This window comes from Flavobacterium facile, from assembly GCF_036321945.1.
Taxonomy (GTDB): Bacteria; Bacteroidota; Bacteroidia; order Flavobacteriales; family Flavobacteriaceae; genus Flavobacterium; species Flavobacterium facile.
Window position 1 is genome coordinate 301,410 of the sequence record NZ_JAZAYT010000033.1, and the last position, 20,789, is coordinate 322,198.

General features: G+C 35.4%; 14 protein-coding genes, 2 tRNA genes and 3 rRNA genes. 7 read left to right on the forward strand and 12 right to left on the reverse strand.

Annotation, left to right across the window (positions count from 1 at the left end):
* Positions 1 to 67: 67 nt before the first annotated feature.
* From rplT to thrS, 4 genes are all read right to left on the reverse strand, one after another.
* On the reverse strand, positions 68 to 412 hold the full coding sequence (gene rplT, locus UEQ13_RS10440) for a 50S ribosomal protein L20 (RefSeq protein WP_091312626.1): 345 nt from the start codon (positions 410 to 412) through the stop codon (positions 68 to 70).
* Positions 413 to 531: 119 nt separating this feature from the next.
* Positions 532 to 729 (reverse strand): 50S ribosomal protein L35, encoded by a 198-nt coding sequence (gene rpmI / locus UEQ13_RS10445; protein WP_166126816.1) that lies wholly within the window; start codon positions 727 to 729, stop codon positions 532 to 534.
* A 112-nt stretch (positions 730 to 841) separates the two neighbouring features.
* Positions 842 to 1,342: a translation initiation factor IF-3 gene (infC, locus tag UEQ13_RS10450; RefSeq protein ID WP_143055624.1), complete on the reverse strand. Its 501-nt coding sequence runs from the start codon at positions 1,340 to 1,342 to the stop codon at positions 842 to 844.
* Positions 1,343 to 1,428: 86 nt separating this feature from the next.
* A complete protein-coding gene (thrS, locus tag UEQ13_RS10455) occupies positions 1,429 to 3,369 on the reverse strand; it encodes a threonine--tRNA ligase (RefSeq protein WP_329806292.1) in 1,941 nt (646 codons plus the stop codon).
* A 1,024-nt stretch (positions 3,370 to 4,393) separates the two neighbouring features.
* On the opposite strand from thrS, the gene UEQ13_RS10460 reads away from it, so the two are divergent.
* From UEQ13_RS10460 to rrf, 5 genes are all read left to right on the forward strand, one after another.
* Positions 4,394 to 5,907: ribosomal RNA gene (locus UEQ13_RS10460) — 16S ribosomal RNA — on the forward strand.
* Between the two features lie 95 nt (positions 5,908 to 6,002).
* A tRNA-Ile gene (locus UEQ13_RS10465) sits at positions 6,003 to 6,076 on the forward strand.
* A 94-nt stretch (positions 6,077 to 6,170) separates the two neighbouring features.
* Positions 6,171 to 6,244, forward strand: a tRNA-Ala gene (locus UEQ13_RS10470).
* A gap of 153 nt (positions 6,245 to 6,397) precedes the next feature.
* A 23S ribosomal RNA gene (locus tag UEQ13_RS10475) occupies positions 6,398 to 9,280 on the forward strand.
* A 159-nt stretch (positions 9,281 to 9,439) separates the two neighbouring features.
* Positions 9,440 to 9,549: ribosomal RNA gene (gene rrf, locus UEQ13_RS10480) — 5S ribosomal RNA — on the forward strand.
* Together the 16S, 23S and 5S rRNA genes with 2 tRNA genes alongside form the textbook arrangement of a ribosomal RNA operon.
* 427 nt (positions 9,550 to 9,976) lie before the next feature.
* Here the strand turns inward: rrf and UEQ13_RS10485 are convergent.
* Complete coding sequence (locus UEQ13_RS10485; RefSeq protein WP_329806293.1) at positions 9,977 to 10,618, reverse strand: endonuclease III domain-containing protein; 642 nt, start codon at positions 10,616 to 10,618, stop codon at positions 9,977 to 9,979.
* Between the two features lie 50 nt (positions 10,619 to 10,668).
* Entirely contained in the window at positions 10,669 to 11,184 is a 516-nt protein-coding gene (locus UEQ13_RS10490; RefSeq protein ID WP_329806294.1) for a DUF2892 domain-containing protein, read from the reverse strand.
* Positions 11,185 to 11,335: 151 nt separating this feature from the next.
* Between UEQ13_RS10490 and rpmH the strand changes: the two genes are divergently transcribed.
* The gene (gene rpmH, locus UEQ13_RS10495) at positions 11,336 to 11,497 is read left to right on the forward strand and encodes a 50S ribosomal protein L34 (RefSeq protein ID WP_091315350.1); all 162 of its coding nucleotides are present in this window, start codon (positions 11,336 to 11,338) and stop codon (positions 11,495 to 11,497) included.
* Between the two features lie 109 nt (positions 11,498 to 11,606).
* The gene (carB, locus tag UEQ13_RS10500) at positions 11,607 to 14,462 is read left to right on the forward strand and encodes a carbamoyl-phosphate synthase large subunit (protein ID WP_166131135.1); all 2,856 of its coding nucleotides are present in this window, start codon (positions 11,607 to 11,609) and stop codon (positions 14,460 to 14,462) included.
* A 412-nt stretch (positions 14,463 to 14,874) separates the two neighbouring features.
* Here carB and UEQ13_RS10505 read toward each other — a convergent pair whose 3' ends face one another.
* The 6 genes from UEQ13_RS10505 to UEQ13_RS10530 all read right to left on the reverse strand — a co-directional run.
* Positions 14,875 to 15,594: a hypothetical protein gene (locus UEQ13_RS10505; RefSeq protein ID WP_329806295.1), complete on the reverse strand. Its 720-nt coding sequence runs from the start codon at positions 15,592 to 15,594 to the stop codon at positions 14,875 to 14,877.
* Positions 15,595 to 15,869: 275 nt separating this feature from the next.
* Complete coding sequence (locus tag UEQ13_RS10510) at positions 15,870 to 16,430, reverse strand: hypothetical protein (protein ID WP_329806296.1); 561 nt, start codon at positions 16,428 to 16,430, stop codon at positions 15,870 to 15,872.
* A 177-nt stretch (positions 16,431 to 16,607) separates the two neighbouring features.
* Positions 16,608 to 17,840 carry a PIN domain-containing protein gene (locus UEQ13_RS10515; RefSeq protein ID WP_329806297.1) on the reverse strand — a complete coding sequence of 411 codons (1,233 nt, stop codon included), beginning with the start codon at positions 17,838 to 17,840 and terminating at the stop codon, positions 16,608 to 16,610.
* A 139-nt stretch (positions 17,841 to 17,979) separates the two neighbouring features.
* Positions 17,980 to 18,414 (reverse strand): hypothetical protein, encoded by a 435-nt coding sequence (locus UEQ13_RS10520; RefSeq protein WP_329806298.1) that lies wholly within the window; start codon positions 18,412 to 18,414, stop codon positions 17,980 to 17,982.
* Positions 18,415 to 18,716: 302 nt separating this feature from the next.
* Positions 18,717 to 19,295: a DUF6705 family protein gene (locus tag UEQ13_RS10525; RefSeq protein ID WP_329806299.1), complete on the reverse strand. Its 579-nt coding sequence runs from the start codon at positions 19,293 to 19,295 to the stop codon at positions 18,717 to 18,719.
* A gap of 17 nt (positions 19,296 to 19,312) precedes the next feature.
* A partial coding sequence (locus UEQ13_RS10530) for a hypothetical protein (RefSeq protein WP_329806300.1) occupies positions 19,313 to 20,789 on the reverse strand: 1,477 nt, incomplete at its 5' end.

Below are 20,789 nucleotides of genomic sequence, written 5' to 3' on the forward strand. Positions count from 1 at the left end.
AAACAAAAAATCCCAACCTTTCGATTGGGATTTTGTATAAGTAAGAATAAATATGATTAAACGTTGATTATTTCACTTTATTTACGATAGCTGCAAATGCTTCTGAGTGGTTCATAGCTAAATCTGCAAGAACTTTACGGTTCAATTCGATGTTGTTAGCTTTAACTTTACCCATAAACTGAGAATAGCTCATTCCGTATTGTCTTGCACCAGCGTTGATACGCATGATCCATAATGCACGGAAGTTTCTTTTCTTTTGCTTTCTATCACGGTATGCATAGCACATTGCTTTTTCTACCGCATTTTTAGCTACTGTCCAAACGTTTTTACGTCTTCCGAAGAATCCTTTTGCTTGTTTTAATACTCTTTTTCTTTTAGCTCTTGTAGCTACTGAATTTACTGCTCTTGGCATAATTTTAAATGTTTTTTGTAGTAAGGCGACTTTAAGTACTTTCGACTTCTTTTATCAGGTAGAACCTGTTGAAGTCTGCCCACTCCAGGGTTATTAATTTGTTTTAACCAAACAACTAATTAAATAATATTTAATTGTTGTTTAATGCTTCTCATATCTGTTTTATGAACTAACGCAGAGTGAGTTAAAGCTAATTTACGTTTTTTAGATTTTTTTGTCAAAATGTGACTCTTAAAAGCGTGTTTTCTTTTGATCTTTCCAGAACCAGTAACTTTAAATCGTTTCTTAGCACTAGATTTTGTTTTCATTTTAGGCATTTTTTCCTAGGTATTTAATTTATTCTTACTTACTATCTTGATAGCTTTAGGCTTTTGGCAGTAAGCATTAGGCTTTTGATAGCTTATGGCTTATTGCATATTGCTTATAGCATTATTTTACTTTCTTTTTAGAAGCAATGTATATAATCATACGTTTTCCTTCTAAAACTGGCATACTTTCTACCTTACCATATTCTTCTAAATCTTGAGCCAAACGTAATAATAAAATTTGTCCTTGCTCTTTATAGATGATAGAACGTCCTTTAAAGAATACAAACGCTTTTAATTTAGAACCTTCTTGTAAGAACTTTAAAGCATTCTTTTTCTTAAATTCATAATCATGTTCATCTGTTTGAGGTCCGAAACGAATTTCCTTAATTACAACTTGACTAGATTTTGCTTTTAATTCTTTTTCCCTTTTCTTTTGTTGGTATAAGAATTTTCCATAATCCATCAATTTACAAACAGGTGGTTCTGCGTTAGGCGAAATTTCCACTAAGTCTACTTCTTGTTCCTCTGCAAATCTTAATGCATCGGCCATTTTGTAAACTCCAGGTTCAATATTTTCACCTACTAATCGTACTTCAGCTACACCTCTAATTAAATTATTAATACGGTGTGCTGCTACTTTTTCTACTCTAGGAGTGTAACTCCCTCTTCCTCTTCTAATTGCTATGACTCAGTAATTTTAGTTAAACTTTAAAATTGTTTCAATGTTTTGCTTATTTCTTCATTTACAATTTTGGCAAATTCCTCAATTGTAACTGTAATATTTCCTTTTCCTTCTTGTCCATTACGACGTACAGAAATGGTACCATTTTTCTCTTCTTCTTCACCAACTATCAGCATAAACGGCATTTTCTGCATTTCTGCTTCTCTAATTTTCTTCCCGATTGTTTCATTTCGGTTGTCAATTAGGGCGCGAATTTCGTGAATTTCCAGCAAATCTAAAACTTTTTTCGCATATTTTTCGTATTTCTCACTTAAACTTAATATAATAGCCTGTTCTGGCATTAACCAAAGTGGGAAATTTCCTGCAGTATGTTCTAGTAAAATGGCAATAAATCTTTCCATTGAACCAAATGGTGCTCTGTGAATCATTACGGGTCTGTGTAATTTATCATCTGACCCTTTGTATGTTAATTCAAAACGTTCTGGTAAGTTGTAATCTACTTGGATGGTTCCTAGTTGCCAACTTCTTCCTAAGGCATCTTTGACCATAAAGTCTAACTTCGGACCGTAAAAGGCAGCTTCACCAGCTTCAATAACATAGTTTAAACCTTTGTCTTTTGCAGCGCTAATAATTGCGTTTTCTGCTTTTTCCCAGTTTTCAACACTACCTATATATTTCTCAGGATTGTTTAAATCTCTAACAGAAACCTGTGCCGTAAAGTTTTCAAATCCTAAAGAACCAAATACATATAATACTAAATCAATTACGTTTTTAAATTCCGCATCCAATTGATCTGGCATACAAAAAATATGCGCATCATCTTGAGTAAATCCTCTAACACGAGTTAAACCGTGTAATTCACCCGATTGCTCATATCTATAAACGGTTCCAAATTCAGCATAACGTTTTGGTAAATCTTTGTACGACCAAGGTCTAGAGTTATAAATCTCACAGTGATGTGGACAGTTCATCGGTTTCAATAAAAACTCTTCGCCTTCAGCTGGAGTTGTTATTGGTTGAAAACTATCTGCACCATATTTTGCATAGTGTCCAGAAGTAACATATAATTCTTTCTGACCAATATGAGGCGTAACCACTTGCTCGTAACCTGCTTTCTTTTGTGCTTTCTTTAAAAATTGCTCTAATCTATCGCGTAAAGCAGCACCTTTAGGTAACCATAATGGTAAACCTTGTCCAACACGTTGTGAAAAATGGAATAAATCTAATTCTTTTCCTAATTTTCTATGATCACGTCTTTTAGCTTCTTCTAAAAGTTCTAAATATTCCGTTAAATCTTTCTGTTTTGGGAAAGAAGTACCGTAAACACGAGTCAACTGTTTGTTTTTCTCATCACCACGCCAATAAGCACCAGCGATACTCATGATTTTTACAGCTTTGATAATTCCAGTATTCGGAATATGTCCACCACGACATAAGTCAAAGAAGTTAGCATGATCGCAAAAAGTAATCGTACCGTCTTCTAAATTAGAAATCAATTCTGTTTTGTACTCGTTATCTTTATAGACTTCTAATGCTTCCGCTTTACTAACGGCACGCATTTTAAATTCGTGTTTCTCTCTTGAGATTTCTAAAACTCTATCTTCAATCTTTTTAAAATCAGCATCCGTAATTTTGTTATCTCCAAAATCAACATCATAATAAAACCCATTATCAATCGCCGGACCAAGTGTTAACTTAATTCCAGAATACATTTCTTCTAGTGTTTGCGCCAATACGTGCGAAGTCGAATGCCAAAAAGCTTTTTTACCTTCTTTGTCATTCCAAGTATATAAGGTAAGATTACCATCGGTAGTTAACGGGGTAGATGTTTCAATTGTTGTGTCATTATAATTAGCCGAAATCACATTTCTAGCAAATCCTTCGCTAATGTTCTTAGCAACATCCATAGGAGTCACGCCTTGCGCAAACTCTCTCACCGAACCATCGGGTAAAGTAACTTTAATCATTGTTTAGTTTTTATTGAAATGCAAATATAGTACAAACCAATATTTCCTACAATATATATAGGTATAGTTTTCTACAATATAATGGTCTGGTTTCTTATTCTATATATAGGTGTGATTTTATACAGTATATAGGTATGGTTTCTTGCTATTATATATAGGTGTGGTTTTTTCAGAAGCCATTTCCTGCTATCCGCTATATCTTTTATTTAATTTTTGAGTAATTAAATAAAAGGATGCCGCTCCTATCAGGGCTAGAAATCCGTTTTCAAAAGAAATAAATGTAAAACATTCTCCACTTTTAGATGGTTTTATCCTGTTTTAGAAGAAATTCTCGCAAAATATTCCTTTTTTGAGAGAAGTTTGGGAGTTGAATTTGTAAAAACACCTCCGAAAACAGACTATTTTAGATGTAAATCATATTTTTTATATCTAATCAAGAAGATGAAATAGTATCGCAAGCCTTATAAAATCGATAAAACCTTAAGATGGAGTAAAATGGTTTAAATAAATTTTGTTTGTAACTTACTGCAAACCAAAAGATAGCAAAATACTTTATAAATATGTTAAGATAATGTTAGGAAATACAAAATTAAGTGCTAGTTTTGCACCCGCAATGAGAGAGAAGTTCTTTATATAATGACAGACAGATTGGAGATTATTTTTTTAAAAAAAAGTAAAAAAAGATTTGGAATTTAAAATATAAAGATGTTATCTTTGCACCCCGCAAGAGAGGGAGTTCTTACAAATAATGATTGATTAAAGCGGATGAAAATTTTCTCAAAAAAAAGTTTCAAAAAGTTTTGGTAATTAAAAAAAAGGTTCTACTTTTGCACCCGCTAACACAGAGAGCAACGCTCGAAGTTAAGGCGAACAAATAAAATAAGAGAACAAGTTCATAGACATATTGGATTGACAGCATATAAGAATAAGAGTAAATCTTTTTCGAGTATTATAAAGAATTGAATACCTAGCAAAATGATTATCGTCGATAAAATAAATTAGATAGTGATATCTTAAAAAATCTACGATGAAGAGTTTGATCCTGGCTCAGGATGAACGCTAGCGGCAGGCTTAACACATGCAAGTCGAGGGGTAGGTTACTTCGGTAATTGAGACCGGCGCACGGGTGCGTAACGCGTATACAATCTACCTTTTACAGAGGGATAGCCCAGAGAAATTTGGATTAATACCTCATAGTATTTTTGAATGGCATCATTTGATTATTAAAGTTCCAACGGTAAAAGATGAGTATGCGTCCCATTAGCTAGATGGTAAGGTAACGGCTTACCATGGCAACGATGGGTAGGGGTCCTGAGAGGGAGATCCCCCACACTGGTACTGAGACACGGACCAGACTCCTACGGGAGGCAGCAGTGAGGAATATTGGACAATGGGCGCAAGCCTGATCCAGCCATGCCGCGTGCAGGAAGAAGGTCCTATGGATTGTAAACTGCTTTTATACAGGAAGAAACAACGCTACGTGTAGCGTCTTGACGGTACTGTATGAATAAGGACCGGCTAACTCCGTGCCAGCAGCCGCGGTAATACGGAGGGTCCAAGCGTTATCCGGAATCATTGGGTTTAAAGGGTCCGTAGGCGGCCAAATAAGTCAGTGGTGAAAGCCCATCGCTCAACGATGGAACGGCCATTGATACTGTTTGGCTTGAATTATTAGGAAGTAACTAGAATATGTAGTGTAGCGGTGAAATGCTTAGAGATTACATGGAATACCAATTGCGAAGGCAGGTTACTACTAATATATTGACGCTGATGGACGAAAGCGTGGGGAGCGAACAGGATTAGATACCCTGGTAGTCCACGCCGTAAACGATGGATACTAGCTGTTCGGAGCAATCTGAGTGGCTAAGCGAAAGTGATAAGTATCCCACCTGGGGAGTACGTTCGCAAGAATGAAACTCAAAGGAATTGACGGGGGCCCGCACAAGCGGTGGAGCATGTGGTTTAATTCGATGATACGCGAGGAACCTTACCAAGGCTTAAATGGGAAACGACAGGTTTGGAAACAGACTTTTCTTCGGACGTTTTTCAAGGTGCTGCATGGTTGTCGTCAGCTCGTGCCGTGAGGTGTCAGGTTAAGTCCTATAACGAGCGCAACCCCTGTCGTTAGTTGCCAGCGAGTCATGTCGGGAACTCTAACGAGACTGCCAGTGTAAACTGTGAGGAAGGTGGGGATGACGTCAAATCATCACGGCCCTTACGCCTTGGGCCACACACGTGCTACAATGGCCAGTACAGAGAGCAGCCACTTAGTGATAAGGAGCGAATCTTCAAAACTGGTCTCAGTTCGGATCGGAGTCTGCAACTCGACTCCGTGAAGCTGGAATCGCTAGTAATCGGATATCAGCCATGATCCGGTGAATACGTTCCCGGGCCTTGTACACACCGCCCGTCAAGCCATGGAAGCTGGGGGTACCTGAAGTCGGTCGCCGCAAGGAGCTGCCTAGGGTAAAACTGGTAACTAGGGCTAAGTCGTAACAAGGTAGCCGTACCGGAAGGTGCGGCTGGAACACCTCCTTTCTAGAGACAATAGATAATCATTTAGGTTTCAATTTATAATATAAAATAAGAGAATTTACTCTTGCTGTTAGTTCAAAATATTAAGTAAGTTATAGAGTCTCGTAGCTCAGCTGGTTAGAGTACTACACTGATAATGTAGGGGTCCCCAGTTCGAGTCTGGGCGGGACTACTAATTACTACTTAAGAAAAAGGAAATTCTAGGGTTGAGGGGTTACGGTAATTATTACTAAATACTCATCACTAATAACTCAACACTACAGATTGGGGGATTAGCTCAGCTGGCTAGAGCGCCTGCCTTGCACGCAGGAGGCCAACGGTTCGACTCCGTTATTCTCCACGAATGCTATTTAGCATTAAAGTTCATTGACATATTGAGATAAAATACAAAAAGTAGAAAAACACGTTTGTTTAGTTGCGCACAGCACTAGACAAACAAAAAAAACATATAATTAAGTTGTTTTTATAAACAATTTAGCTCATTATAAGAATACAATAAGCAAAATAAGGGCGTATGGGGGATGCCTTGGCTCTCAGAGGCGATGAAGGACGTGATAAGCTGCGAAAAGCTACGGGGATTGGCACACACGAATTGATCCGTAGATATCCGAATGGGGCAACCCAACATGTTGAAGACATGTTACTCCGATAGGAGAGTGAACCCGCTGAACTGAAACATCTAAGTAGGCGGAGGAGAAGAAAACAAAAGTGATTCCGTAAGTAGTGGCGAGCGAACGCGGATTAGCCCAAACCAATGTTGTTACGGCAATATTGGGGTTGTAGGACCACGACATTTGTTACGGATTGAATTAGAATAACCTGGAAAGGTTAACCAAAGAGGGTGATAGTCCCGTATAAGTAAGAGAAGATAACGATAGTGGTATCCTGAGTAGCGCGGGGCACGTGAAACCCTGTGTGAATCTGGCGGGACCATCCGCTAAGGCTAAATACTCCTGAGAGACCGATAGTGAACCAGTACCGTGAGGGAAAGGTGAAAAGAACCGTGAATAACGGAGTGAAATAGATCCTGAAACCATACGCCTACAAGCGGTCGGAGCATCCAAGTGGTGTGACGGCGTGCCTTTTGCATAATGAGCCTACGAGTTACCGTTGCTGGCGAGGATAAGTGATTAAGTCACGGATCCGTAGCGAAAGCGAGTCTGAATAGGGCGCTTTAGTCAGTAATGGTAGACGCGAAACCGTGTGATCTACCCATGGGCAGGATGAAGCTGTGGTAACACACAGTGGAGGTCCGAACCGGTTGACGTTGAAAAGTCTTCGGATGACTTGTGGGTAGGGGTGAAAGGCCAATCAAACTCGGAAATAGCTCGTACTCCCCGAAATGCATTTAGGTGCAGCGCTGGGTTATAGTTATATAGAGGTAGAGCTACTGATTGGATGCGGGGGCTTCATCGCCTACCAATTCCTGACAAACTCCGAATGCTATATAATGTTTACCAGCAGTGAGGGCTTGGGTGCTAAGGTCCAAGTCCGAGAGGGAAAGAACCCAGACCATCAGCTAAGGTCCCCAAATATACGCTAAGTTGAAATAACGCGGTTTGTCTGCATAGACAGCTAGGATGTTGGCTTGGAAGCAGCCATTCATTTAAAGAGTGCGTAACAGCTCACTAGTCGAGCGGACGAGCATGGATAATAATCGGGCATAAGTGTATTACCGAAGCTATGGATTTGACTTTTGAGTCAAGTGGTAGGGGAGCATTCTAAACTGGGTCGAAGGTGTGATGTGAGTCATGCTGGACTGTTTAGAAAAGAAAATGTAGGCATAAGTAACGATAATGCGGGCGAGAAACCCGCACACCGAAAAACTAAGGTTTCCACAGCTATGCTAATCAGCTGTGGGTTAGTCTGGTCCTAAGGCGAACCCGAAAGGGACAGTCGATGGCTAACGGGTTAATATTCCCGTACTACTTATAATTGTGATGGAGTGACGGAGTGATGAAAGCGCCGCGAACTGACGGAATAGTTCGTTGAAGTACCTACCTATAGGACCCGTAGTCAAATGCGCGGGTTTTGGGGAAATACGATAGTACTCGGAGTCTTCGGACAATGGGATAGTGCGCCTAAGGGCTTCCAAGAAAAACTTCTAAACTTAGATTATAAGTACCAGTACCGTAAACCGACACAGGTAGTTGAGGAGAGAATCCTAAGGTGCTCGAGAGATTCATGGCTAAGGAATTAGGCAAAATAGACCCGTAACTTCGGGAGAAGGGTCGCCCTCAGTAATGAGGGCCGCAGTGAAGAGGTCCAGGCGACTGTTTATCAAAAACACAGGGCTCTGCAAAATCGTAAGATGAAGTATAGGGCCTGACACCTGCCCGGTGCTGGAAGGTTAAGTGGAGATGTTATGCGCAAGCAGAAGCATTGAAATGAAGCCCCAGTAAACGGCGGCCGTAACTATAACGGTCCTAAGGTAGCGAAATTCCTTGTCGGGTAAGTTCCGACCTGCACGAATGGTGTAACGATCTGGACACTGTCTCAGCCATGAGCTCGGTGAAATTGTAGTAGCGGTGAAGATGCCGCTTACCCGCAGTGGGACGAAAAGACCCTGTGCACCTTTACTATAGCTTAATATTGACCTTGGACACGTGATGTGTAGGATAGGTGGGAGACTTTGAAGCGGCGTCGCTAGGCGTTGTGGAGTCATTGTTGAAATACCACCCTTTACTTGTCTGAGGCCTAACCCCCAATGGGGGGACATTGTTTGGTGGGTAGTTTGACTGGGGTGGTCGCCTCCAAAAGAGTAACGGAGGCTTCTAAAGGTTCCCTCAGCACGCTTGGTAACCGTGCGTAGAGTGCAATGGCATAAGGGAGCTTGACTGAGAGACATACAGGTCGATCAGGTACGAAAGTAGAGCATAGTGATCCGGTGGTTCCGCATGGAAGGGCCATCGCTCAAAGGATAAAAGGTACGCCGGGGATAACAGGCTGATCTCCCCCAAGAGCTCATATCGACGGGGGGGTTTGGCACCTCGATGTCGGCTCGTCACATCCTGGGGCTGGAGAAGGTCCCAAGGGTTGGGCTGTTCGCCCATTAAAGTGGCACGCGAGCTGGGTTCAGAACGTCGTGAGACAGTTCGGTCTCTATCTACTGTGGGCGTTAGAAATTTGAGTGGATCTGACTCTAGTACGAGAGGACCGAGTTGGACAAACCTCTGGTGTATCTGTTGTTCCGCCAGGAGCACCGCAGAGTAGCTACGTTTGGAAGGGATAAGCGCTGAAAGCATATAAGCGCGAAACCCACCACAAGATGAGATTTCTTTTAAGGGTCGTAGGAGATGACTACGTTGATAGGCTATAGATGTAAAGGCAGTAATGTCATAGTCGAGTAGTACTAATAACCCGTAAGCTTATTGTAATGTTTCTCCCGAGTAATCGGGAGAAACGAAATTCTTTCACAGAAAGAATCGTTTTTATACTTTTATTATTTTTATCTCAGTATGTTAAGATATTTGCATCCGATTTATCGGAGCTGTTATGATTGACAACACAATAGTTGTCAAATGTAACAAACCATTAAGGTGGTTATTGCGTTGGGGCTCACCTCTTACCTTTCCGAACAGAGAAGTTAAGCCCAACTGCGCAGATGGTACTGCAGTTATGTGGGAGAGTATGTCGCCGCCTTCTTTTATTAAGAGGCTATCTGAAAAGATAGCCTCTTTTTTTTTGTTATATCGTGTCTTAATTGATGTTTTTTACCGAATGTCCACAGGACATTCTCCTCTTAATATCAAATGCCGCCTTCTTTTATTAAAACCTCAATCTTTTAGATTGAGGTTTTTTTTTATCTATGTATCGTCCCGATGGGACGGTTTTTTGTTTATAGCAGTGTGTGTCTTATGAAAACCTAAGCGTTAGTGGTTGGAGTGGCATCCTTTTTTTTGTTGCTTACCGAATTTACTTGTCTTATTACCAAACTTCTGCAACAAAATAAAAGATATAACGGAACACACGACCTGAAAGGGAACGCCCAGAAGAGAAAACGATTAAGTTATCTTTTAAGAATTGAAAGATTGAGTTTTATTGAGTGAAAATCTGCTAAATTATGCTGTATTTATACTTTTTTGAAGTAATTACAGTCGCTTTTTAGGGAACAAATTGGACATTTTGGATGACTTGGTCTACAAATTTCTCTTCCTAAAAAGGATAGAGCCATTCCAATTTCGTTCCAGATTTCTTTTGGTAAGATGGACATTAATTGTTTTTCAATTTTTATTCCGTCTTTACTTTCATCTGTTAAACCTATTCTAGGTGCTACTCTAATTACGTGTAAATCGGCGATTATACCTTCAGCGGGTTGGTTCATTTCTTTTAAAATGACGTTGGCTGATTTTCTTCCAATTCCTTTTAATTGCATTAAATTATGTAATGTTATGGGTATATTTTCGTTTTTTTCTAAAGTTTTTGCAATTTCATAAAGCCAAGAAGCTTTGTTTTTTGAATTCATAACTGGAAAAATTATGTTTTCAATTGCAGTTAGATTTGAAGTGTTAATTGCTTCTAAATTTGGATATTTCTCAATATAATAGGGCATAATTTTATTAATATGTGCATCAGAATCCTGTGCAGATAAAAGTACCGCCACCATTAATTCATATAAATTGGAATATTCTAAAGGATGTTTTCTTCCTTTATATGTATCAATAATTGGTTGAAGGATGATTTTCCAATCTTTTGGTGGTGTAAATAAATCCATTATTATAAAATTTTGCAAAAAAAAGAGTCCCGTTTGGGACTCTTAAGGTATTAAATTCTTTTCAATTGTTGTTTCATCATTACAATTTGATCTTTCAACATATTGTGTTTGTCTAATTTTTTAGCTTCACCTAATAATTTTTCTGCTTCAATTTTTCTTCTTTTTGAAGCGGCTATTCCTGCTAATTGTAATTTGGCTAAGGCTAAATCTTGATCCATGCTTAAACCTAATTCAATTGCTTTTTTGAAGTATTTTTCAGCTTGATGTAAGTTAGTTTGCGAAACCATTAAACCATTTAGGTAGTTGTAATACCCTTGTTGTTTTTTTACTAAAGCCGTATCAGGATTGCTAATCATATCTAAATATTTCTTAGCGCCTTCAAAATTTTGCTTTCTTAATTGTAGAAAAGACAAGATAATTAATTCGTTTTTAAAGTAAAACAAGATAAAAATAGCTGATAATAGTAGTAAGAAAATACCATTCCCTATATTTCCTTCTGTAAATTGATAGATTGCAAACGCTATAATACTCGCAGCAACAATAAGTTTTATGTTTTTATTGAACATGATTTTTAGTTTAGATTGCAAAGGTAATAAAATCTATTAAAAATATTTTTAAAAAAGTATTTGTATTTGAAAAAAGTCTTTGTATATTTGCACTCGGTTTAAAGAAAGCCATTTTATTAAAGAATTTATATAGAATTTAAAAATACTAGCAATGAGTAAGAGAACGTTTCAACCATCAAAGAGAAAAAGAAGAAATAAGCACGGTTTCATGGACAGAATGTCATCTCCTAACGGAAGAAAAGTGCTTGCTCGTCGTAGAGCTAAAGGAAGACATAAATTGACTGTATCTTGTGAACCAAGACATAAAAAATAATGTTTTTATTTAAATAAAATATCAGGGTGTTACTATTTTAATAGTAGCACCTTTTTTTATAATTGCGAAGTAATACAACCCACAACAACTTTCACAACAACACAACAACATGCCAAAAGACAATTCAATTAAATCGGTATTAATTATTGGTTCTGGACCAATTGTAATCGGACAAGCTTGCGAATTTGATTATGCTGGATCACAATCAGCGCGCTCTTTAAGAGAAGAAGGAATTGAAGTTATTCTTATCAATTCGAACCCTGCAACTATCATGACTGATCCAACAATGGCGGATCATGTGTATTTAAAACCTCTTACCACTAAATCTATTATAGAAATCCTTAAAGCACATCCACAAATTGATGCTGTTTTACCAACAATGGGTGGACAAACTGCGTTAAACTTGTGTATTGAGGCAGATGAAAAAGGAATTTGGAAAGATTTTAACGTAAGATTAATTGGAGTTGATATCAATGCGATTAATATTACGGAAGATAGAGAACAGTTTAAAAACTTATTAAATAAAATCGGGATTCCTCAAGCGCCTGCTAAGACGGCTAATTCTTTCTTAAAAGGGAAAGAGATTGAGCAAGAATTCGGATTTCCTTTGGTAATTCGTCCTTCGTTTACTTTGGGTGGAACTGGAGCGGCGATTATTTATAAAAAAGAAGATTTTGATGCGGCTTTAACTTATGGTTTAGAAGCTTCACCGATTCACGAAGTTTTGATTGACAAAGCTTTAATGGGTTGGAAAGAATACGAATTAGAATTATTACGTGACAGTAATGATAACGTGGTTATTATCTGTACGATTGAAAATATGGATCCAATGGGAATTCATACTGGAGATTCTATTACTGTGGCGCCAGCGATGACTTTATCGGACACGACTTTTCAAAGAATGCGTGATATGGCCATCTTGATGATGCGTTCTATCGGGAATTTTGCAGGAGGTTGTAACGTACAATTCGCGGTTTCACCAGATGAAAAAGAAGATATTGTGGCGATTGAAATCAATCCTCGAGTGTCTCGTTCTTCGGCATTGGCTTCAAAAGCTACGGGTTATCCGATTGCGAAAATCGCTTCGAAATTAGCTTTAGGGTATAACTTAGATGAATTACAAAATCAGATTACAAAATCGACTTCTGCTTTATTTGAGCCGACTTTAGATTATGTTATCGTAAAAATACCTCGTTGGAACTTTGATAAATTTGAAGGTGCGGATAGAACTTTAGGTTTACAAATGAAATCTGTTGGTGAAGTAATGGGAATTGGACGTTCGTTCCAGGAAGCTTTACACAAAGCGACTCAATCTTTAGAGATTAAACGAAATGGGTTAGGAGCTGACGGAAAAGGATATAGCAACTACGATCAAATTATTGAAAAACTAACGTTTGCAAGTTGGGATAGAGTTTTTGTTATTTATGATGCTATTGCGATGGGAATTCCATTAAGTAGAATTCATGAAATCACAAAAATTGACATGTGGTTCTTAAAACAATATGAAGAATTATTCCACTTAGAGAAAGAAATTTCGAAATATAAAATTGATTCTTTACCAAAAGAATTATTACTTGAAGCTAAGCAAAAAGGGTACGGAGACAGACAAATTGCTCATATGATGGGTTGTTTAGAAAGTCAGGTTCACAAATTACGCGATGAAATGAACATTCAACGTGTGTACAAATTAGTGGATACTTGTGCGGCAGAATTTAAAGCACAAACGCCTTATTATTACTCGACTTTTGAAGCAGAGATTGAAAAAGCAGATGGAACAAGATACGTTCATAACGAAAGTATTGTAACGGACAAGAAGAAAGTAGTGGTTTTAGGTTCTGGACCGAATAGAATTGGACAAGGAATTGAGTTCGATTATTCTTGTGTTCATGGGGTTTTAGCGGCTAAAGAATGTGGTTATGAAACGATTATGATTAACTGTAATCCAGAAACGGTTTCTACTGATTTTGATACGGCGGATAAATTGTATTTCGAACCGGTTTTCTGGGAACATATTTACGACATCATTCAGCATGAAAAACCTGAAGGTGTAATTGTACAGTTAGGTGGTCAGACTGCTTTGAAATTAGCGGAGAAATTATCGAAATATGGGATTAAAATTTTAGGAACTTCGTTTGATGCGTTAGATTTAGCGGAAGATAGAGGAAGATTCTCAGATTTATTAACTGAATTAAAAATTCCTTTCCCACAATTCGGGATTGCGGAAAGTGCGGAAGAAGCTACACAATTAGCTGACACGTTAGATTTCCCATTATTAGTGCGTCCTTCTTATGTTTTGGGTGGACAAGGGATGAAAATCGTAATTAACAAACAAGAATTAGAAGAGCATGTAATTGATTTATTAAAATCGATTCCTGGAAATAAATTATTATTGGATCATTATTTAGATGGTGCGATAGAAGCCGAAGCAGATGCGATTTGTGACGCCGATGGAAATGTTTACATTATCGGGATTATGGAGCATATTGAGCCTTGTGGGGTGCATTCTGGAGATAGTAATGCTACTTTGCCACCGTTTAACTTAGGTGAATTTGTGATGCAACAAATTAAAGATCATACGGAGAAAATTGCTGTAGCTTTAAAAACAGTTGGATTGATAAACATTCAGTTTGCGATTAAAGACGATATCGTTTATATTATTGAAGCGAATCCAAGAGCGTCTCGTACGGTGCCGTTTATTGCGAAAGCGTATGGCGAGCCTTATGTGAACTATGCTACGAAAGTGATGTTAGGTCATAATAAAGTAACTGATTTTACTTTTGAACCAAAATTAAATGGATATGCGATTAAGCAACCGGTTTTCTCTTTTAGTAAGTTCCCGAATGTGAATAAAGCTTTAGGACCAGAGATGAAGAGTACAGGAGAAAGTATTTTATTCATTGATGATTTAAAAGATGATCAGTTTTACGATTTATACGCAAGAAGAAAAATGTATTTGACGAAATAAGATTCGTACAAATAAAGAAGATAAAAAAATCCCAATCGAAAGGTTGGGATTTTTTGGTTTTATGTGGTGTTTATAAAGTTTTTTGGGACGTTTTAAAAAGTTCCCGATGCATTTTTAGAACTTCCCGACGCGTTTTTAGAAGTTCCCGATGGGTTTTTAGAAGTTCCCGACGCGTTTTTAGAAGTTCCCGACGCGTTTTTAGAACTTCCCGATGAGTTTTTAGAAGTTCCCGACGCGTTTTTAGAAGTTCCCGATGAGTTTTTAGAACTTCCCGATACGTTTTTAGAAGTTCCCGACGCGTTTTTAGAACTTCCCGATGCATTTTTAGAAGTTCCCGATACGTTTTTAGAACTTCCCGATGCATTTTTAGAACTTCCCGATACGTTTTTAGACTTTTACTTTAGTTTTATAATTAATCTTTATCTCTGAATTTTAATTTTACGAACGCTTTATAATACGGTTGTGCTGCTTGACCTAATGATCTTAAGTAGGCTTTTGTTTCGTTCATTACTTTAATAATATTGATATCTGATAAATACATCGCGTTGTTTCTGTTTAAACGAGCGGTTATAAGTTCATTTCCTGAAGCATTTACGATACTACTTAAAGTACTTAATTCTTGTTGATAGGTTTTTAGATTGGCTATTTTTATTTCGTTTTCGTTAGGTTGGTATTCTGGATGCGAAGCTACAAAGTTTATTAGTAAAGAAAGGTTTGCGATTCTGCTGTCGTAACTCATTTGTGAGGTTGAAAATCCAGATGCTTCTGAAGTTTCTGGGTTTACGGCTTTAATTTTAGCATGGCCTCTGATTTTTTTTACTTGGCTTAGGATGTTTTCTTTGTCGGTTGTAGAAATGTTTAGTGATTTGGAGAAGTTTAGCACTTTTGTTGATGTTCTTCCCAATTTTTCGATAGCGACTTCTCTGTTAGCTACTGCGTTTTTGTAGCTTGGAATTTTGCTATTTATTTGGCTAATTGTATCCTCAATTGCTGTTTTGAAGCTCACTAAATTGGTTAATTGAATGTTGCTGTTTGAAGGATTGTACATAGGGCCCATTTCTTGTAAAATTTGAATGCCTGTGCCTAAGTTTGCTACGTTTTTTACGTGTCCTACCTCTGATGTTGATGCCATAATTTGCTGTTTTTTAGTTTTATAGGTTATTTACTACGATTTTTTTAATCGCATGCAAAATAATTACTTTGAGAATATTTTTATTACGGCTATTCCGTAAAAAATGTTAAATTTTTTTTGTGGTTTAGAGCCCTAAAAGTAACAGATTAATTATCAGGTGTTTTGTGAAATATAGGCATAAAAAAATCCAAATTTCAAGGGTGGAATTTGGATTTTTTGTTGGTATGATTTTTTCTTTGTGGGCACGAGCTAGAAGCTCGCGCTAGCTTAGGATATTATTCTATTTTTCCAAACTTTTTAAAAAATTCATTTCTTCCTTTATCATTATAAACATATAATTTTGTAAAATTATTTTCTAAATCGCCTTTTAATTTATTAAAATCTGAACCAGTAAATTTTTCTAAATCATTTTTGTTTAAATCAATTGAATATGTTTTGGATTTGTATGGTAAAATAATTTTAACAGCATTTATGTAATCAAGTTTAACCATAATTTTTACTGTACCATCAATTAAAGCTTTTTCAATTGCATTTCCACTTTCCCAATATGCTTCAAAATCATTTTCAGTTAATCCAGATTGAGGATTCAATTCTTTATATTCAGCAAAATCTTTAACATAGCTAATTACTGCTTTTCCATCGTTTAGTTCAACATTTTTAACACTTCCACCAGCTCTCAATCTTGAAGATTCGCTTTCTAATTTTTCAAGATTTGGGTCTTTTGATATAGTATTTTCAACTTTTTCTGTGTTTTCTACTTCATTTTTGGAATTTTTACAACTAAATAAAGAAATAGACAGAACTATGACTGCTAAAATTCGATTAAGGTTTTTCATAATAGTTTAATTTATTTTTTTTACGTTTTTTTAGCTAATGGCATACAACGTGCTGGCGTTTGGCAAAGATGCTAGCTTTTGAACCGATTATTTTCTATCAAAGATAAAATTTCTAGGAAATGTAAATGTGTATTTACTATAAAATTTGCAATCTTGGTAAACGTCTGTTAGACACAGTTATATTCTAAATTTATCATTCTCTTCCGATAAATATTTCCAGATTCTTTTTTTCTCACTATTAAAGTTTATATCGCTATCTCTATCTCTAAAATTCAATAATGTTTTTTGTAAAGATTCAAGTTTGTGAATTAAAGCGGACTTTTCCTCTTCAAGTTCTGCTTCATGAATACTTAAACTATGTATGTATTCTTGAATTTCAGGATTCTCTATAGTTTCTTTGAATAAACTTTCAGAATGTTTATTAAGATTGAAAATTTTCTTGTTTAAATCTTCAATTTTATTTCTGAGAAAAGAAATTTCTTCTTTTGTAGTTGCTTCTTTTTCCATAAAATTTCTTTCCTTAAACCTCTTTATTCTTCGCATTTCTTCCATTTCAGCCTTTTTCATTGCTTGAATTTCTTCTAATGCTTGTTGATTAATTTGTTCTTTTAAGAATGATTGTCCGTAACTTAAAAATCTTTCTGATGAATACATATGAAAATCAACATTTGCTTCAGTTTTTATTTCTTCTACGAGTTCTTGTCGTGGTCCCATATTTCTACCATCTTTAATTTTCCACCACCAATCTATCTTACTGTCATCAGTTATAAGAATTATATCTTTATTTAATTCTTTTGCTTTTTCAATTATCTGTTTCCATAATATTAAATCCCCAAATTTTCGAACACCTTCTTTTGTTTTTTCATCTTCAAAACCAGGCGGAATTTTTAATTTGTATCTTTCTTCACCTTCTTTGTAAATTTCATTTAATTTTTCAATTGAAAAAGGCACAGTAATTCTTTCTGAAAATAGTTCTGAAATTCTATTATAGATAGGATCGTCTTTTAAATATTCACAATATTTCTTAATGCTATCTTGAACTTCTGAACTTACATGTTCAAATACAGAATTTAAGTCTTTATCTACTTTACTAGATAAAAAAGGAGGTTTGTTAGTTGATTGAAGGTCTTTTTGTATTTGAGAAATTTTACCTAAAAATTCATTATAAGCTTTTTCCTGTTCAGCAATAACCTCATATCTATTTCTATTATATTCTAATGCAGCTTGATGTGGTAAATAAATTTGTTCTGAAAATTTACTGACTAAATCTAAAATTGTATCTCTAGTTGAATCAGAATATCGATAAAGATTCAATAATACATTAGTATCAAATATTATTACTCCGTTTTCCCAAATTTTTTTGATTTCGAGTTCGTTTTTTTTGTAGTAACCAGGAAATAGTTGCTTCATTGTTTTGTTTTTAATAATTGTGACTAACGTTTCGGCGCATTATGAGGTAAGAACTTCGGAACTGAATATTTTCTGTTAAATATAAAATTTCATGCGAAACGGCAGTTCCACCAAATCCTTGCATCTTGTGTAACTGCTGTTATAACTCGTTTTCATTCTTAACTTTTCGCAAAACATAAATTTGCCATCTACCTTTGTTAATTCTTTCTTTCATCCTTATTAAACTATCTTGCGTTGAAGTTTCTAAAATTTTGGTTTCAACTATTTCTTCCATATGACAGTTGAAATTTGGTACAGTTGTTTCGTATGCTATTGATTCAATTACATCAGGTTTAACAAACTTAATCTTTGATTTCGTATAGTATTTACCATTTTCAGCGTAATCATAGCGAAGACTGTCATTAATAACCATAAAGTATCCTTGTGAAGCTTTTGGATTTTTAATCTCTTGAATGAATTTTCCAGATTTAATCAATTCAATATTAACTTTTTTATCCTTATTCTTCAATTTCATGTCTTGAGAGTAGATATTTAATGATATGCAAATAATTAAAATTGTGAATATGTATTTCATGATTTTTAGTTTTCGTTTGGAAAAATGAGTTATAACTCATAAATATACGCGACTATATTTTGGTTATAAAAACTTAAGCCATTAGCAGCCCACAAAAATATACCAAATACTTGATACGATTTTACGGTTTTTGGCGCTAATGTTTACGGTTTTGGTTTTTTTTGGTTGTTTATTGCTCAAAGTTGTGAGACTTTGTGTAGCTGTGGTCTATTTTCTTCTAAAAAGTAAAATATAATTGCGAAAAATGTACATGAATTTTGCACATTTTTCGCAATTTATTAAAATGACTGTTGTAAGAGGTTTTATTGTTTAGTAAGTATTAATTCTTGTTGTGGTAAGAACATTGGTATACTAGCTTGGTTAGAATAATTAGTGCAATCCCAATTTTGATAATCAAGAAATCTAAAATAACCATATTTGACTTGGTTAGTCTGACCATTAATTTTTTGTAAATGAAACTCTATAGAATTATAGCATTTACTGGCAACATCTTCAAAATTAAAAATAAAATCACCATTTCTTATTGCTAATCCAAGTATCAAATAATCATCATAATTAGTTGCAAATAAGTTATCATATAAAATTTGATTGGTAGTTAAATCTACCACCTTATATTTTCCAAGTATTTCATCCCGATAATAATAATGTGAATTAGCATCTCCTTTTAAATGTTGAATAAATTTAGTAAACACAAATGTATATTTTTTGTTATTTATTGTGCCTTCCCATGTGCCTTCCCAATATGTTAATTCGTCATTAAAATCTTTTAGATAAGCACCATTAGGATAGTCGTAACTGGATATCGGTACAGTTGTTGTTACTTGACAGTTCGCATTGAGTGTTATTAAAAGACAAGCTATTAATTTTATTAAATATTTCATTTTTTTTATTTTAAAATTTAACAAGGTGTTTCTACTGGTGTTGCGTTAGGATTAGTTGGATTTAATGATTTTTTGGTCCAAATTATATCATAAGTGTCAATATTGTCTTGTGCTTCTCCTTCAAATAAGCCAACTTTATTTTCTAATCCTACATTTTTTAGTAATGTCAAAAGCATTTTTTGTAAAGCATTTTTTCTTCCAGTTGCATCTAAATTGGGATTTTTAACAATATTACCAGCTTTTTCTTTGAATTCATCTTTAAATGTATTCCATTTAGGATGTAATTGACCTAATTCGGCTAATGACATTGGCTCTAACAAAGTTATAGCAAAAATACCTTCATTAGATATCATAATCCCAAAAGCTTCAGTTGGATTTATATTTGCACTTACTGAAGCATTTTGACAAGTAGTTATTAATCCTACCACATCAGCTGGGGATAAAATTTTTACACCACCATCATAAGTATCTCCATTTAAGTCTGTAACTAAATGATTATTGTGTACATGAGTATAATTCAACGAATTTTGTGGAACACTTAAAGAGGCTCCATTTGAAGCTTGTAAATAAGAGTAAATTAAAACCCCATTTGTCATTTTTTGAGCAAAACCTGATTCAAAAGGTAAAACAAATTTTTCTGGTATGTTTAAATTCTTAAAATTTTGTTTGTATTTATCACTGTTTGTACCTTTTTGTAATCTACCACAAGGAGTATTGGGAAAAGTTTGTGTACCACTACCACCGTCACCTCCGTGTGGTCCAGTTGAAAAATCTCCACCTAGACTGCCTGAACCTCCACCACCTCCAGGACATGATACTGCCATCATCGTGTAAACATAGCCACTTGTTGTTGCCATATCAGTTGTTCCCCAATAATCACAATTTGCACCATGAGCAAATGTATGGTCCCCTGATGCACATTTCTGTCCAGAAGAGTAAACATAGCCAGGTTCAAAACATTCTTCATTATATGAAAATTTACTATTTATTTCAGAAAGTGATTTTTTTCCTAAATATGTAAAAGTAATATTTTGATTTATAGAATTTTGTATTTCTCCTTGTATTGTTGAACTTAAATTGAGAGCATTTTGATTGTATTGTGCTAAAATTGCATCAAAACCACCTGTTTTGCTCGTTTTTAGTATAAGATTTTCAAATAAATAATTATTTGGAATCCTGTTGATTTTAAATGTATAAGTTTGATGATTCAAAGAATCTAAAGTAAACATTACATTGTCTAAATCAATATAAAAATTATTTATTGAATCATAATGTTGTTTTTGTAAAGTGTAAGTACTTTTTGAAGTGAATTTTTCAATAGACTTCATTAATTTTTTGTTCTTTTTTAAATCTTCAAAGTTTTTTCTTTGAACGAGTATTGAATGTTTATCAGAATTTATATATTCATCATATAAATCTTTTTCGCAGGAAAGGAATATAAAGATTACTCCTAAAGTTAAAGCCTTTTTGATGATTTTCATTTTTTGCCTCATA

Excerpts from the sequence above, each read along its gene's own strand:
- UEQ13_RS10485 (WP_329806293.1), bottom strand. The coding sequence starts at position 10,618 with ATGGATTTATTTACACCACCAAAAGATTGGAAAATCATCCTTCAACCA.
- rpmI (WP_166126816.1), bottom strand. The coding sequence starts at position 729 with ATGCCTAAAATGAAAACAAAATCTAGTGCTAAGAAACGATTTAAAGTT.
- UEQ13_RS10525 (WP_329806299.1), bottom strand. The coding sequence starts at position 19,295 with ATGAAATATTTAATAAAATTAATAGCTTGTCTTTTAATAACACTCAAT.
- UEQ13_RS10520 (WP_329806298.1), bottom strand. The coding sequence starts at position 18,414 with ATGAAATACATATTCACAATTTTAATTATTTGCATATCATTAAATATC.
- rpmH (WP_091315350.1), top strand. The coding sequence starts at position 11,336 with ATGAGTAAGAGAACGTTTCAACCATCAAAGAGAAAAAGAAGAAATAAG.
- rplT (WP_091312626.1), bottom strand. The coding sequence starts at position 412 with ATGCCAAGAGCAGTAAATTCAGTAGCTACAAGAGCTAAAAGAAAAAGA.
- UEQ13_RS10515 (WP_329806297.1), bottom strand. The coding sequence starts at position 17,840 with ATGAAGCAACTATTTCCTGGTTACTACAAAAAAAACGAACTCGAAATC.
- UEQ13_RS10505 (WP_329806295.1), bottom strand. The coding sequence starts at position 15,594 with ATGGCATCAACATCAGAGGTAGGACACGTAAAAAACGTAGCAAACTTA.
- UEQ13_RS10490 (WP_329806294.1), bottom strand. The coding sequence starts at position 11,184 with ATGTTCAATAAAAACATAAAACTTATTGTTGCTGCGAGTATTATAGCG.
- UEQ13_RS10510 (WP_329806296.1), bottom strand. The coding sequence starts at position 16,430 with ATGAAAAACCTTAATCGAATTTTAGCAGTCATAGTTCTGTCTATTTCT.
- thrS (WP_329806292.1), bottom strand. The coding sequence starts at position 3,369 with ATGATTAAAGTTACTTTACCCGATGGTTCGGTGAGAGAGTTTGCGCAA.
- carB (WP_166131135.1), top strand. The coding sequence starts at position 11,607 with ATGCCAAAAGACAATTCAATTAAATCGGTATTAATTATTGGTTCTGGA.